12 protein-coding genes are annotated in these 13,949 nt (G+C 71.8%); 7 read left to right on the forward strand and 5 right to left on the reverse strand.

Going from position 1 to position 13,949, the window contains the following annotated elements:
- Positions 1-230: 230 nt before the first annotated feature.
- A complete protein-coding gene (locus IG08_RS0126935; protein WP_030607524.1) occupies positions 231-797 on the reverse strand; it encodes a TetR/AcrR family transcriptional regulator in 567 nt (188 codons plus the stop codon).
- A 149-nt stretch (positions 798-946) separates the two neighbouring features.
- Here IG08_RS0126935 and IG08_RS0126940 point away from each other — a divergent pair, with 149 nt between their 5' ends.
- Both IG08_RS0126940 and IG08_RS0126945 read left to right on the forward strand, forming a co-directional pair.
- Positions 947-1,804 carry an AAA family ATPase gene (locus tag IG08_RS0126940; protein WP_030607527.1) on the forward strand — a complete coding sequence of 286 codons (858 nt, stop codon included), beginning with the start codon at positions 947-949 and terminating at the stop codon, positions 1,802-1,804.
- On the forward strand, positions 1,801-3,147 hold the full coding sequence (locus tag IG08_RS0126945) for a vWA domain-containing protein (protein WP_030607530.1): 1,347 nt from the start codon (positions 1,801-1,803) through the stop codon (positions 3,145-3,147). Before IG08_RS0126940 ends, IG08_RS0126945 begins: the two co-directional genes overlap by 4 nt.
- Here IG08_RS0126945 and IG08_RS0126950 read toward each other — a convergent pair whose 3' ends face one another.
- Entirely contained in the window at positions 3,148-3,849 is a 702-nt protein-coding gene (locus IG08_RS0126950) for an SDR family oxidoreductase (protein WP_030607532.1), read from the reverse strand.
- 177 nt (positions 3,850-4,026) lie between these two features.
- Between IG08_RS0126950 and IG08_RS0126955 the strand changes: the two genes are divergently transcribed.
- Complete coding sequence (locus IG08_RS0126955; RefSeq protein ID WP_030607535.1) at positions 4,027-5,001, forward strand: NAD(P)-dependent alcohol dehydrogenase; 975 nt, start codon at positions 4,027-4,029, stop codon at positions 4,999-5,001.
- Between the two features lie 39 nt (positions 5,002-5,040).
- On the opposite strand, the gene IG08_RS0126960 is transcribed toward IG08_RS0126955, so the two are convergent.
- The 3 genes from IG08_RS0126960 to IG08_RS0126970 form a co-directional block, all read right to left on the reverse strand.
- Positions 5,041-5,400 (reverse strand): cupin domain-containing protein, encoded by a 360-nt coding sequence (locus tag IG08_RS0126960; RefSeq protein WP_030607538.1) that lies wholly within the window; start codon positions 5,398-5,400, stop codon positions 5,041-5,043.
- A 148-nt stretch (positions 5,401-5,548) separates the two neighbouring features.
- Positions 5,549-6,526 carry a threo-3-hydroxy-L-aspartate ammonia-lyase gene (locus IG08_RS0126965; RefSeq protein WP_030607541.1) on the reverse strand — a complete coding sequence of 326 codons (978 nt, stop codon included), beginning with the start codon at positions 6,524-6,526 and terminating at the stop codon, positions 5,549-5,551.
- Positions 6,523-7,173 (reverse strand): helix-turn-helix transcriptional regulator, encoded by a 651-nt coding sequence (locus IG08_RS0126970; protein ID WP_030607543.1) that lies wholly within the window; start codon positions 7,171-7,173, stop codon positions 6,523-6,525. Before IG08_RS0126970 ends, IG08_RS0126965 begins: the two co-directional genes overlap by 4 nt.
- A 146-nt stretch (positions 7,174-7,319) precedes the next feature.
- Here IG08_RS0126970 and IG08_RS0126975 point away from each other — a divergent pair, with 146 nt between their 5' ends.
- The 4 genes from IG08_RS0126975 to IG08_RS0126990 all read left to right on the forward strand — a co-directional run bounded on the left by IG08_RS0126975 (position 7,320) and on the right by IG08_RS0126990 (position 13,897).
- On the forward strand, positions 7,320-8,489 hold the full coding sequence (locus IG08_RS0126975) for an MFS transporter (protein ID WP_030607546.1): 1,170 nt from the start codon (positions 7,320-7,322) through the stop codon (positions 8,487-8,489).
- A 59-nt stretch (positions 8,490-8,548) separates the two neighbouring features.
- Positions 8,549-10,309, forward strand: coding sequence for a glycoside hydrolase family 35 protein (locus IG08_RS0126980; RefSeq protein ID WP_030607549.1), 1,761 nt, complete (start codon positions 8,549-8,551; stop codon positions 10,307-10,309).
- Positions 10,309-12,699: a beta-galactosidase gene (locus IG08_RS0126985; RefSeq protein ID WP_030607553.1), complete on the forward strand. Its 2,391-nt coding sequence runs from the start codon at positions 10,309-10,311 to the stop codon at positions 12,697-12,699. Before IG08_RS0126980 ends, IG08_RS0126985 begins: the two co-directional genes overlap by 1 nt.
- Positions 12,700-12,829: 130 nt before the next feature.
- On the forward strand, positions 12,830-13,897 hold the full coding sequence (locus tag IG08_RS0126990) for a LacI family DNA-binding transcriptional regulator (protein WP_030607556.1): 1,068 nt from the start codon (positions 12,830-12,832) through the stop codon (positions 13,895-13,897).
- Positions 13,898-13,949 lie beyond the last annotated feature (52 nt).

Consider the following 13,949-nt stretch of genomic DNA (forward strand, 5'->3'; position numbering starts at 1 on the left):
GTCGCGTCGGTGGCCGAGGTGTCGGCGAACAGCTTCATGCCCGCCGGGGAAGTGATGCCCAGATCGCGCAGGTCGAACGTCAGCCGCTGGGCCTGGCCGGTCGGAGGGGTGTAGTCCGGCGTCGATGTGTCGGGGTGGCGGTGCCCGACCGACGCTGTCCGTGCGGGGTGACGTGGCGGTGTCCCCCAACCGAAGAGTCATTGAAGGTTCACGGACCGGGCAGGCCGAACCTAGGCCACGCCCGCCGCGTCCAGGAGCGCCGTCACCGTCGTCGTGGCCAGCCCGTCGAGAGTCTCCACCCGGGCGCCGGCGCGGGCGCTCGCACCGTCGAAGACCAGCATCAACTGGCGGGCGAGGAAGTCGGGCTCGCGCGCACCGCCGAGCTCGGCCTGGACACGGAACGCCTCCTGGAGGCGTTTCTTGGCCTCGCGGGCGACCGCACTCGCCGGGTGTTCGGGGTCCTTCAGCTCGACGAGCGCGGCGAGGTAGGGGCACCCCCGGCACTCGGGCTCGGCCGACAGCTTCTCCAGCCGCTCGAAGACGTACAGGATCCGTTCCCGCGGGGTGCCTACGTCCTCGCCCGGGGTGAGCAGTGCCGCGTACCCGGGGGCGCGGCGCTCGAGGCTCGCCGCGAGCACCTCGTCCTTGCTCGCGAAGAGCTGGTACATCGACCGCTTCGAGACACCGGCCGTCCGGCACAGCGCCTCGACGCCGATGGAGACGCCGTCGCGGTAGAAGAGCTCGGCCGCCGCGTCGAGGAGCCGGTCCCTCGTGGACGCCTTGTCTGTCGTGGCCATACGGCGAGGTTACCTCCGCAGGCGGGAGCACAGAAACCGATCGGTCTACCCATGCGGACCAGGTACCCAATCCGCGTGACAGAGTGGGTGAACAAGCGCTTAGATAGTTGTCCGACCTGGTTCGCGCCGTGCGCTGGAGGCCCCCGTTGCTGTTCACATCCGTCGACGACGTCTCCGCGCGTCTCGCCGCGACCGGCTACCTCGCCTCGCCCGCAGTCGCCACGACCGTGTTCCTCGCCGACCGCCTCGGCAAGCCGCTCCTCGTGGAGGGCCCCGCCGGGGTCGGCAAGACGGAGCTCGCCAAGGCGGTGGCCGAGGTCGCGGGGGCCCGGCTGGTGCGACTGCAGTGCTACGAGGGCGTCGACGAGGCCCGGGCGCTGTACGAGTGGAACCACGCCAAGCAGCTCCTGCGCATCAGTGCCGGCCGGGACGAGAGCTGGGACGAGGCGCGCACGGACATCTTCAGCGAGGAGTTCCTGCTCCCCCGCCCCCTGCTGACCGCGATCCGCGGGGACGACCCCAAGGTGCTGCTGATCGACGAGACCGACAAGGCGGACGTCGAGGTCGAGGGCCTGCTTCTGGAGGTGCTCAGCGACTTCCAGGTCACGGTCCCGGAGCTGGGCACGATCACCGCGTCCCGCCGCCCCTTCGTGGTCCTCACCTCGAACGCCAGCCGCGAGCTGTCCGAGGCCCTGCGCCGCCGCTGCCTCTTCCTGCACATCGGCTTCCCCGACGAGCAGTTGGAGCGCCGGATCGTACGGCTGAAGGTGCCGGGCCTGGACGCGGCGCTGGCCGAGTCCGTGGTGCGGGTCGTCGGCGCTTTGCGGGCCATGGACCTGCGCAAGGTGCCGTCGGTCGCGGAGACCATCGACTGGGCGCGCACGCTCCTCGCGCTCGGCGCGGACACCCTCGACGAGTCTGTCGTACGCGACACCCTGGGCGTGCTCCTCAAGCACCAGGACGACGTCCTGAAGGCGGAGGCCAAGCTGGACCTGGACGCCCTGTGAGCGTCCCCGAGCGGCTCACGTCTCTCGTCGGTGCGCTGCGCTCCCACGGGATCCGCATCGGCACCGGCGAGACCGTGGACGCCGCGCAGGCCGTCCAGGCGCTGGGGCTCGCGGACCGCGAACTGCTGCGCGAGGGACTGGCCGCGACGCTCCTGCACGGCACGTCCCAACGGCCGGTGTTCGACCCGGTCTTCGACCTGTACTTCCCGCGGGGCGTCGGCGCGCCCGACGGCGAGCCCGCGGACCGGGACGACCTGCGCGACCGGCTCGCGGCCGCCCTCGCCGCGAACGACGAGGCGATGATGGCCCGGCTGGCGGTCGAGGCGGTCGACGGTTTCGGCGGATACGGCTCGTCGCCGGCCTCGGACGGCTGGTCGTCGCACCAGACACTCGACCGGCTCCGACCGCAGACCCTTCTCGCCCGGATCCGCGACACCATCCGTGCCCAGGGCGGGAGTTCGGGCTTCACCGACCGGCTGCTGGAGGACGAGATCCGGCGGCGCATCGAGGCGTTCCGCGCACTGGTGGCGGCGGAGGCCCGGCGGCGGGTCGCCGAGCGGCGCGGCACCGACGAGATCGCCCGGCGGGCGGTGGCCCCGACCCCCGACCGGGTCGACTTCCTGTTCGCCGGGAAGGCCCAACTGGCCGAACTGCGCAGGACGGTGCAGCCGCTGGCCCGCAAACTCGCCACCCGCCTCGCGGCCCGCCGCCGCCGTGCCACGCGCGGCAGCATCGATCTACGGCGGACCGTGCGCGGGTCGCTGTCCACGGGCGGGGTGCCGATGCGGCCCGTGCTGCGCCGGCGTCGGCCCGCCCGTCCCGAACTGGTGCTGCTGTGCGACGTGTCGGGCTCGGTGTCCGGCTTCTCGGACTTCACGATGCTGCTGGTGCAGGCGCTGCACGACCAGTTCAGCAAGGTGCGGGTGTTCGCCTTCGTCAACCGGATCGACGAGGTGACCGGGCTGCTCGTGCACGGCACGGCGGATCCGGAAGGACTCGGCGCCCGCATCCGGGCCGAGGCGACGCTCACCGGCTGGCACGGCAGCAGCGACTACGGCGTCGCGCTGGGCGAGTTCGCGGAGCGGTACGGGGAGGCGATCGGCCCGCGCTCCACCGTGTTCGTGCTCGGTGACGCCCGCACCAACATGAGCGACCCGAACCTGGCTGCCGTACGGCAGATCACCGAACGGGCCCGCCGCGTCTACTGGTTGAACCCGGAGGGCCGCTCCCAGTGGGGCACCGGGGACTCCGCCGCGCCCGCCTACGCCGAGCTGGTCGAGATGCACGAGTGCCGCACGGCACGGCAGCTCAGCGCCCTGGTCGGACGACTGCTGCCGATCTGATCACGCGGCCAACTGCGGGTAGAGCACGGCGAGATCGGCGGCCAGCCCCGCCTTCACCTGTCGAGTGAGGTCGTCGGCGAGCACCTCGAAGGCGCCGGACTCGATGCCGTCGAGCGCCTGGGCCGCCACGCTCTCGGGCGTGACCTTCGGCGCGTCGATCTTCGCGGTCATGTCCGTGTCGACGTATCCGACATGCAGACCGGTGACCTCGATCCCGCGCGGCTTCAGGTCCAGACGCAGGGAGTTGGTCTGTGACCACAGGGCGGCCTTGGAGGCGCTGTAGGAGTTCCCGATGCCGAGCCACGAGAGCACCGAGTGGACGTTGAGGATGTGTCCGCCGCCGTTGCGCTCGATGACCGGGACGAAGGCGCGGGTGACGAGCAGCGGGCCGTAGAAGTTCGTCTCGAATTCGCGCCGGACGTCCTCGACGGGTGCGTCCAGGAAGTTCGCGTTCACGGACGTGCCCGCGTTGTTGATCAGCAGGGTGACGTCCTGTGCCTGCTCGGCGGCCGCCGCGACGGACGCCGGGTCGCTCACCTCCAGGGCCAGCGGCACCGCGTCGGGGTGCGTGACGGTCCGCGGGTCGCGGGCGGTGGCGTAGACCTTCTTCGCGCCACGCTCGTACAGGGCGCTCACCAGCGCCCGGCCGATGCCGCGACTGCCGCCGGTGACCAGGGCGACGGAGCCTTCGATGGTGGTCATGAACCCTCCGGAACGTCGAGAAACCGATCGGTTTACCTACGTCGGACAGAGTAAACCGATCGGTTTCCGTACGGCAAGCGCGGCGAACGGCGAGCTAATCCGGGAGAACTAGGGGTTCGTCCCTGATGTGCGTCCCGCCGCCGCTTCCCTACGCTCCGAGCAACGGAGGGGGACGTCATGAAGGCAGTGGTCCAGGACCGCTACGGCTCGGCGGACGTACTGGAGTTCAGGGAGGTCGACCAGCCGGTGCCCGCCGCCGGCGAGGTGCTGGTGCGGGTGCACGCGGCCGCGGTGAACGCGTACGACTGGCACCTGATGCACGGCGATCCGAAGCTCTTCCGCACGGTGGCCGGACTGCGCAGGCCCAAGGTGCGGATCCGGGGCCGGGACGTCGCCGGCCGGGTCGAAGCGGTCGGCAGCGGGGTCAAGGGGCTCCACCCGGGCGACGAGGTGTTCGGCGAGGCCGACGGCACGTTCGCCGAGTTCGTGTGCGCCCAGGACGGCGAGGTGGACCTGAAACCGGCCAACCTCACCTTCGAGCAGGCGGCCGCGATGCCGCTCGCCGCGAACACCGCCCTCATGGGCCTGCGCGACGTGGCCGGGGTCCGGGCCGGCCAGACCGTGCTGGTGAACGGCGCGTCCGGCGGCGTGGGCACCTTCGCCGTGCAGATCGCGAAGGCGTACGGCGCGGAGGTGACCGGTGTCTGCAGCACACGCAACGTGGACCTGGTCCGGTCGCTCGGCGCCGACCACGTCATCGACTACACCCGGGAGGACTTCACCCGTGGGACGCCTCGGTACGACGTCGTGCTGGACCTCGTGGGCAACCGCTCACTCGGCGAACTCCGACGCGCGCTGACCCCGGCCGGAGCGCTCGTCCTGTCCGGCGGGGGCGTGTACGAGGGCGGCAGCGTGCTCGGCCCGATGCGGCTCCTGCTCGGCGCCCGCCTGGTGTCCCCCTTCGTCCGTCAACGGGTGCTCCAACTCCCCGCGAAGGCGAGCAAGGAGAACCTCTCGGCGCTGCGCGAGCTCGCCGAGTCGGGGAAGGTCACCCCGGTGATCGAGCGCACATACCCGCTGGCCGAGGCGGCCGAGGCGATCCGGCATCTGGAGGTGGAGCACGCCCGATCGAAGATCGTCGTCACCGTGTGAGACGGGCCGGCACCGCCTGCCGTCTCCGCACCGCGCGCGCTACTTCCCCTTCGCGTAGTCCTGCGCCATGCCTCCCGCGAAGTCGTACACCACGCACTGCTCGTCGCCGACGACCCAGGCGTCGTGCCCGGGCGGCACCACGAAGATGTCACCGGGGCCCAGTTCGCCCTCACCGCCGTCGTCCATGACGACGTGCAGGCGACCCTGGACGACATAGCCGTTGTGGTGGACCTCGCAGCTCTTGGTCCCCGCGATCGGCGCCACGGACTCGGACCAGCGCCAACCGGGCTCGAAGGTGCCCACGGCGAAGTCGAGTCCGGTCATGTGGACCGCTTCCAGGTGGCCCTTGGGGAAATCACGGCGCTCATCCGGCTTGTCGAGCGTCTTCACCTCAAACATGTCGGTTCTCCCTTCCGGCCGCGTTCGCCGCGGCCAGGGCCGGTCTCCGTCTCCCGCCCACCGCGAGCGGCACCGGCGGGGGCCGCGCCCCACCACTCCATCGTCCGCCCGTCCGGCCGGGACGGCCATTCGGGTGAGCCCGGCCATGTCACTCCCCGCCCGCGCAGAGCCGCGCGAAGCGGTCCGCGTCGACGTTTCCGCCGGAGACGATCACGCCGACACGGCGCGGGAGTCGGCTCACCCGCCCGCTGAGCAGAGCGGCCAACGGCGTGGCACCGCTGGGCTCGACGACGATCTTCAGTCGCTCGAAGGCGAAGCGCATCGCGTCCCGGATCTCGTCGTCCGACACGAGGACGACCTCGTCGAGGAGCCGCCGGTTCACGGAGAAGGTGAGCTCGCCGGGCGTGTGCAGGGCCTGTCCGTCGGCGATGGTCTTCGGTACCGGGATGCCGATGCGCCGCCCCGCCTCCAGGGACCGCTTGGTGTCGTCCCCGGCCTCCGGTTCCACGCCGATCGTGCGGATGTCCGGGTACTGCCCCTTGGCCGCCGTCGAGCTGCCGGCCATCAGCCCCCCGCCACCGACCGGGGTCAGCAGGGCATCCAACTCCCCCGTTTCTTCGAGGAGTTCGAGTGCCGCGGTGCCCTGCCCGGCGATCACGTGCGGGTGTTCGTAGGGCGGGATGAGCGCGAGGCCCCGCTCTGCGGCGAGGGCCTCGGCGATGGCCACACGGTCGCCGGTGTAGCGGTCGTACGTGACGATCTCGGCGCCGTATCCGGCGGTGGCGTCCCGCTTGGAGCGCGGGGCGTCCTCGGGCATGACGATCACGGCGGTGGTGCCGAGTTCCCGGGCGGCCAGGGCGACGGCCTGAGCGTGGTTCCCGGACGAGTAGGCGGCGATGCCCCGGGCCAGCTGGTCCGGCGTCAGCCGGGAGGCCGCGTTGTAGGCGCCGCGGAACTTGAAGGCGCCCACGCGCTGGAAGTTCTCGCACTTGAGGAAGACCTCGGCGCCGACCAGCGCGTCGAGGGTGCGCGAGCGCAGCACCGGCGTGCGGTGCGCGACGCCCTTGAGCCGGGCGGCCGCGTCACGGACGTCGTCCAGGGTGACCGGCGGGGTGGTGGTCGTCACGAGTGCCCTCCAGCGGACTTGGTTCGGGACTGGGAGAGGTAGCTGTACGCCGACGCCCGGGAGATGCCGAGCCGCCCGGCCACCTGCTCGATCGCCCGGCGCACCGCGAACACGCCCCGCTCGTCGAGGCTGCGGAACAGGTCCAGGCGCCCGGCGCGGTCGAGTGCGGCCCATGAGCGGTGCCGGTGCTCGTCGAGCATGGCGTCGACCACGGAGTCGATGTCGTCGCCGAAGGTGGTGACGGGCGGTTCGGCGGCTGCCGTGCCGCTCCCGGCCAGCGCTCCGAGCAGGGCGTGGACCTGGTTCGCCGCGGTGACGTCGACATTGACGCACAGCGCGCCGAACACCGCGCCGGTCGAGTCCCGCAGCACCATCGTGGACGACTTGACCAGCTGCCCGGTGGGCGTGCGGGTGACGTAGTTCAGCTCGTCGGCCGCCTCGTCGCCCCGGGCGAGCATCCGCATGCCGATCTCGCTCATCGCCCCGCCCACCGAGCGCCCCGTCACCGAGCCGGCGACGGCAACGACCGACTTCTCCGGGTTCCGGTAGTCGTGGAGCACCACTTCGCAGACCGGGCCGAAGGTCGCCGCGATCCCGTCGACGACCGGGGTCAGCGCGGCGAGGATCGCATTCCGCTCGGCTTCCACCGTGCCCTCACTCTCCTCAGCAGGAGATCTAGACTACACGTCCAAAGGCTGGACTATAAGTCCAATTCCGGCTCGATGCACCACCCGCCCCCCGAAGCCGTCCGGGGATCTTGACGGGCCGGATGTTACCGGTAACATCAACGTCCATGTCATTGACGAAGGCACCCCCGCACACCCCGGTCTTCAGCTCGTCCGCCGTGGTCGCCTCCTGCGTGGGCTTCGTCCTCATCGGTGCGCTCCAGGCCCTGTACGGTCCGGCCATCCCCGCCTTCCGCGCGGAGTTCGGTCTGTCGCCCTCGGCCGCGGGGCTCGGGCTGAGCGCCCACTTCGTCGGCGGAGTGGCCGGTGTGCTGCTGTTCGACCGGCTCTACGGACGGATCGGCAACCGGCAGATCCTCGGCGCCTCGTACCTGCTCATGGCCATCGGCGCGGCGGGCTTCGCGCTGGCGCCGAACTGGCCGGCCGCACTGGCCGCGGCCCTGTTCGCCGGGCTCGGCTTCGGCGGCATCGACTACGGCCTCAACCAGCTGTTCGCGGTCGGCTTCGGCCACCGTTCGACCGCGATGCTGAACATCCTCAACGCCCACTTCGGCGTGGGCGCGATCCTCGGCCCGGCGCTGATCGGCGCGGTCGGCTCGGCGCACTACCCGGCGGTCTTCCTCGCCTTCGCGCTCGCCAACCTGCCGCTGCTGCTGTGCCTGCGAGGCGTACGCGACCGGGTGCCCGGCCCGGGCGCCGGGGCCGAGGCCGCCGGCGGGCCGGTCCTCGCCCGCAGTCTGGGCTCGGTGCTCGCCGTGTTCGTCGCGCTCTACGTCCTGCACGTGGGCATCGAGGCGGGCGTCGGCGGATGGGAGCCCACCCATCTGGAGACGGTGGGATACGGCGCCGGGGTGGCTGCGACCGCCACCTCCGTCTACTGGCTGATGATGACCGTGGGCCGGTTCCTGGTCGCACCGATCGCGCTGCGCTTCTCGGCGCAGACCATCATCACGGTCTCCTGTGCGGGCATGACGGTGTGTCTGCTGCTGGCCTCCGTACGGGAGTTGGCACCGTACGCGTACGCCGGTGTCGGTCTCTTCATCGCGCCGATCTTCCCCACCGGGCTGCCCTGGCTGCACAAGGCCGCACCGCGGGCCCGGCGGGCCGGCGCGCTGGTCATCGCCGCCTCGATGATCGGCGGGGTGGCCGCGGGACCGGCGCTCGGCAAGGCCATCGAGTGGTCCGGGATCCGTGCCGTACCGCTGCTGCTGTGCGGCGTGTCGGCACTGTGCCTGGCCGCCACGCTCTGGCTGATCCGCACCACGCGACCTCGCTGAACCCACTCGACCCTCTCCAACAAGGCTCCGTACTCCGCACCCGAAGGGAAGCCCCCCGCATGCCCGCACTGACGACGTCGTCCGACGGTTTCCTCCTGCACGGCGAGCCGTTCCGGATCATCTCCGGGGCCATGCACTACTTCCGGATCCATCCCGACCAGTGGGCCGACCGGCTGCGCAAGGCCCGGCTCATGGGCCTCAACACCGTCGAGACGTACCTGCCGTGGAACCTGCACGAACCCGAGCCCGGCACGCTCGTCCTCGACGGCTTCCTCGACCTGCCCCGCTGGCTGCGGCTGGCCCAGGAGGAGGGCCTGCACGTCCTGCTGCGCCCGGGGCCGTTCATCTGCGCCGAGTGGGACGACGGCGGGCTGCCCGCATGGCTCGTGGCGGACCACGACATCCCGCTGCGCACCAGCGACCCCCGCTTCACGGCCGCGTTCGACCGCTACCTGGAGCAGCTGCTGCCGCCGCTGCGGCCCCACTTCGCCGCGAACGGCGGCCCGGTGATCGCCGTACAGGTGGAGAACGAGTACGGCGCGTACGGCGACGACACCGCGTACCTCAAGCATGTCGAGCAGGCTCTTCGCTCCCGTGGCGTCGAGGAGCTGCTGTTCACCTGCGACCAGGCCAACGCCGAGCACCTGGGCACCGGCAGCCTGCCCGGCACGCTCGCCACCGTCACCTTCGGCAGCCGCGTCGAGGAGAACCTGGCGGCGCTGCGCACGCACCAGCCCGAAGGCCCGCTGATGTGCGCCGAGTTCTGGATCGGCTGGTTCGACCACTGGGGCGGACCGCACCACACGCGGTCGGCGACCGACGCGGCGGCCGACCTGGACCGGCTGCTGAACGCCGGTGCCTCCGTCAACATCTACATGTTCCACGGCGGCACCAACTTCGGTTTCACCAACGGCGCCAACCACAAGCACGCCTACGAGCCCACCATCACGTCGTACGACTACGACGCCGCGCTCACCGAGAGCGGCGACCCCGGCCCCAAGTACCACGCGTTCCGCGAGGTCATCGCCCGGCACGCACCGGTCCCCGACGAGCCGGCCCCTTCGAAGGGTCCCAAACTCCCGCTCACGGACGTGGACCTGGACCGTCGCGCACCGCTGCTGCCGTATGTCCGCGGGCTGGCCGGGGCCGTGCGTTCGGAGGACCCGTCGACGATGAACGAGCTCGGGGTGCACACGGGTTACGTGCTCTACCGCACCACCGTTCCCGCCTCGGGCGACGGTCTGCTGCACTTCGCGGGCGGCGTCGGCGACCGCGCCCAGGTCTTCGTGGACGGCGCCTCCGTCGGCGTACTGGAGCGGGAACGCCACGACGAGACGCTGCCCGTACGCGTGCCGCACGCCGGCGCCGTGCTGGAGGTTCTCGTGGAGAACATGGGCGGGGTCAACTACGGACCGCGCATCGGCGCACCCAAGGGGCTGCTCGGTCCGGTGTCCTTCCAGGGGGACGCCCTGCACGGCTGGGAGTGCCGGGCCGTGCCCCTGGACGACCTGGACGCCGTGCCGTTCGGCCCGTCCGACGCCGCCACGGACGCCGTGCCCGCCTTCCATCGGGGCACCTTCGACGTGGACACCCCGGCCGACACCTTCCTCGCCCTGCCCGGCTGGACCAAGGGCCAGGCCTGGATCAACGGCTTCCACCTCGGCCGCTACTGGAACCGCGGCCCGCAGCGCACCCTGTACGTACCCGGCCCGGTCCTGCGCCCTGGCCCCAACGAACTGGTCCTGCTGGAGCTGCACGCCACGACCGGCACCCGCGCCCAGCTGACCGACACTCCCGACCTCGGACCGGAGAACGACTGATGGCCCCGCACCGCCTGCGCACGACCTTCCCCGACGATGCCCCGGTGGCCGGGCACCTGCCGTTCGCCGACGCCCCCGGGGTGCCCGACCCGATCGGGATCAACAGCCAGTGGCTCACGCGCGGCGGCCGCCCCTGGTTCCCGGTCTCCGGCGAGTTCCACTACTCCCGCTACCCGGCCGTGGAGTGGGAGGAGGAGCTGCTGAAGATGAAGGCGGGCGGGATCACCGCCGTCGCCAGCTACATCATCTGGATCCACCACGAGGAGATCGAGGGCCGCGTCCGCTTCGACGGCGACCGCGACCTGCGCCGCTTCGCCGAGCTGTGTGCCCGGCACGGCCTGGACTTCATCCCGCGCATCGGCCCCTGGTCCCACGCGGAGGCCCGCAACGGCGGCCTGCCCGACTGGCTGCTGACCCGCGACCTGACACCCCGCACCGACGACCCGGCTTATCTGGCGGCCGTACGGCCGTGGTTCGCGGCGATCGCCGAACAGCTCCGCGGCCTCGACCGGGCGCACGGCGGCCCGATCGTGGCGATCCAGATCGAGAACGAGCTCTACGACCAGCCCGGCCATCTGCTGACACTGAAGCGGATGGCTCAAGAGGCCGGTCTGAGCGCGCCCTTGTGGACCTCGACCGCATGGGGCGGTGTCCGGCTCCCGCCCGACGAACTGCTTCCGCTCTACGGCGGCTACACCGAGGCCTTCTGGACCGAGGCGGACGGCGGCTGGCCCGACACCTGCCGCAAGCACTTCTTCTTCACCCACCAGCGCGACGACGAGGGCATCGGCGCCGACCTGAGGCCGGCCACCGTCCGCGGTGGCGAGCCCGACGCCCTCGCGGACCGATTCCCCTGGGCCACCTGCGAGTTGGGCGGCGGCATGGCGGTGTCGTACCACCGACGGCCGTATGTCGACCCCGACGACATCGGCGCGCTCGGCCTCACCAAGATCGGCTGCGGCTCGGTGTGGCAGGGCTTCTACATGTTCCACGGCGGCACGAACCCGTCCGGTGAGCTCACCACCCTCCAGGAGTCTCACGCCACCGGCTATCCGAACGACGTACCGGTCCTGACGTACGACTTCCAGGCACCCCTCGGCGAGTACGGCCAGTACCGCCGGACCTACCACGAACTCCGGCTTCAACACCTGCTGTTGGCGGACTACGGGCATCTGATCGCGCCCATGTGGTCCGCACTGCCGGAACGGCGACCGGAGGGCCAGCACGACCGGGACACCCTGCGATGGGCCGTGCGCACCGACGGCGGTTCGGGGTTCCTGTTCGTCAACAACCACCAGCCGCACGAGCCGCTGCCGGACCACCCGGAAACCTCGTTCACCGTCGAATTCCCCTCCTCGGACAGCGAGTTGGCTCTGCCGAGCACTCCCGTCACCATCCCGACCGGCGCCTACTTCTGCTGGCCGCTGCGTCTCGACGTGGCCGGGCTGCGGCTGGAGTGGGCCACCGCCCAGCCGGTGTGCACGGTCGAGGACGACGGCCGTACGGTCCTGGTGCTGGCCGCGACCGACGGCATCGCTCCCGAACTCGCCCTGGACGCGGCCACGGTGACGGCGGTCAACACTCCCTCGGGGAGTGTCACCCCGGTCGGCGACCGGCTGCTGGTGACCGGGCTGCGCCCCGGCACCGACGCCCTGGTCGAGGTGGACACCGCGGACGGCGGACGGGTCGGCCTGCTGGTCCTGGACGCGACCACGGCACGCACCGCCTACCGGGGTGTGGCCTGGGGCGCCGAGCGGCTGGTGCTGTGCGATGGCGGTGTCGTCTTCGACCAGGAGGAGGTACGACTGCACGGCTCGGGCGCGACGACCTCCTTCGCCGTGTTCCCCGCTCCGGAGCGGGTTCCGGTGGTGGACGGAGTGACGGTGGGCGCGCGGGCGGACGGGGTGTTCACGCAGTACCCGGTCCCGTCCGCGATCGCCGTCGACACGGGCGTCTCCGTCACGCTGGTGCGGTCCGCCGGGCCGGCACCCGAGACCGTGACGGGCGTGCAGAACCGGGCGAGTGCCCCGGAGGACAAGTACTTCGACACCGTGGCCGCCGAGTACCGCGTCGAGGTGCCGGACGACGTGCCGCCCGGGACGCTGCTGCGGCTGCACTGGAGCGGAGACGTGGCACGGGCGTACCTGGGCGACACGATCGTCGCCGACCAGTTCTACTCGGGACGCGTCTGGGACATCGGCCTCGACCGGCTGCCCGTCGGCGCCCTGCGCGCCGAGGGTCTGCGGCTGCGGGTGCTGCCCCTGCACGCGCAGGCGCCGGTCCATCTGCCGGAGCAGGCGGGCAGCTCCGGGGAGACGGCCGCCGTCACGCACGCCGAGTTGGTCACCGCCCGCTCCTGGTCGGTCCGGGCGGGCCGACCCGCCGCCTGACCTGGTCCCGAGGGTCCGGTGCCCCCGGATCCTCGGGACCGTCCCGCCTATGCTGTGGTCCAGCCGGGCCGTCCTGCCGGCGGGACAGGCCCGCCGTACCCGCCGTATCGATGTCGAGGAAATCGCCACCATGACCCGTAGCGCCGCCGAAGGAGCCGTCCCGAAGGGGCGCAGCAGGCGGAACTTCGCGGGTTCGCGTCCGGTGATGGACGACGTGGCCCGGCTGGCCGGTGTCTCCAAGCAGACCGTCTCGCGTGTGCTCAACGAGCATCCGTCCGTGCGTCCCGAGACCCGCGAGGGGGTCCTGGCAGCGATGCGGACGCTCGGCTACCGCCCGAGCCGCAGTGCCAGGTCGCTGGCCAGCGGCCGGACCCGGATGCTCGGCGTCATCTCCTTCGACGCCGCCCGCTACGGGCCGGCCGCCATCCTCACCGCGATCAACACCGCGGCCCAGGAGGCGGGCTACCTGGTCAGCTCCATCGCCCTCGACACGGCCGAGCACGACACCGTGGTCGAGGCCGTCGACCGGCTCTCGGCCGAGGGCGCGGACGGGGTGATCGCCATCGCCCCGCAGCTGTGGGTGGGCAAGGCGCTCGCGGACACGCACCTCGACACCCCGCTGGTGGTGCTGGAGAACGGCTTCGACACCGAGACCGAGCAGGTCACGGGCGATTCGCGGGCCGGCGCCCGCAAGGCCACCGAACACCTGCTGCAGCTCGGTCACTCGACCGTGTGGCACATCGCGGGCCCGAGCGGCTGGACCTCCGCCGACCACCGGCTGACCAGCTGGCGCTCGACGCTGGAGGCGGCCGGTGCGCAGATCCCCGAGCCACTGGTCGGCGACTGGAGCGCCGACTCCGGCTACCACCTGGGCCGCCGCCTGGCCCAGCGGGCGGACGTCACCGCGGTGTTCGTCTCCAACGACCAGATGGCCCTCGGCGTCCTGCACGCCTTCCACGAAGCGGGCCGCTCCGTCCCCGGCGAGGTCAGCGTCGTCGGCTACGACGACATCCCGGAGGCCGCGCACCTGCTCCCGCCGCTGACCACGGTCCGCACGGACTTCGCGGAGATCGGCACCCGCTCCCTACGGCTGCTGCTGAACCGCATCGACGGTTCCGTCGAGCCGCCCCGGCCCGAGTCACTCGTCCCCGTCGACCTGGTCGTCCGGCGCAGCAGCGGCCCGGCGCCCGGCAGCTGAGGCGACCCGTCCGGCAAGCGGCTCAGTGCACCCTGCCCCCCGGCTTCAACGA

It is taken from the genome of Streptomyces fulvoviolaceus, from assembly GCF_000718165.1.
GTDB classification, from domain to species: domain Bacteria; phylum Actinomycetota; class Actinomycetes; order Streptomycetales; family Streptomycetaceae; genus Streptomyces; species Streptomyces fulvoviolaceus.

What these genes read in the sequence shown, in the direction of transcription:
- IG08_RS0126935 (WP_030607524.1), bottom strand. Translation starts at nt 797, where the DNA reads ATGGCCACGACAGACAAGGCGTCCACGAGGGACCGGCTCCTCGACGCG.
- IG08_RS0126950 (WP_030607532.1), bottom strand. Translation starts at nt 3,849, where the DNA reads ATGACCACCATCGAAGGCTCCGTCGCCCTGGTCACCGGCGGCAGTCGC.
- IG08_RS0126955 (WP_030607535.1), top strand. Translation starts at nt 4,027, where the DNA reads ATGAAGGCAGTGGTCCAGGACCGCTACGGCTCGGCGGACGTACTGGAG.
- IG08_RS0126960 (WP_030607538.1), bottom strand. Translation starts at nt 5,400, where the DNA reads ATGTTTGAGGTGAAGACGCTCGACAAGCCGGATGAGCGCCGTGATTTC.
- IG08_RS0126975 (WP_030607546.1), top strand. Translation starts at nt 7,320, where the DNA reads ATGTCATTGACGAAGGCACCCCCGCACACCCCGGTCTTCAGCTCGTCC.
- IG08_RS0126980 (WP_030607549.1), top strand. Translation starts at nt 8,549, where the DNA reads ATGCCCGCACTGACGACGTCGTCCGACGGTTTCCTCCTGCACGGCGAG.
- IG08_RS0126985 (WP_030607553.1), top strand. Translation starts at nt 10,309, where the DNA reads ATGGCCCCGCACCGCCTGCGCACGACCTTCCCCGACGATGCCCCGGTG.
- IG08_RS0126990 (WP_030607556.1), top strand. Translation starts at nt 12,830, where the DNA reads ATGACCCGTAGCGCCGCCGAAGGAGCCGTCCCGAAGGGGCGCAGCAGG.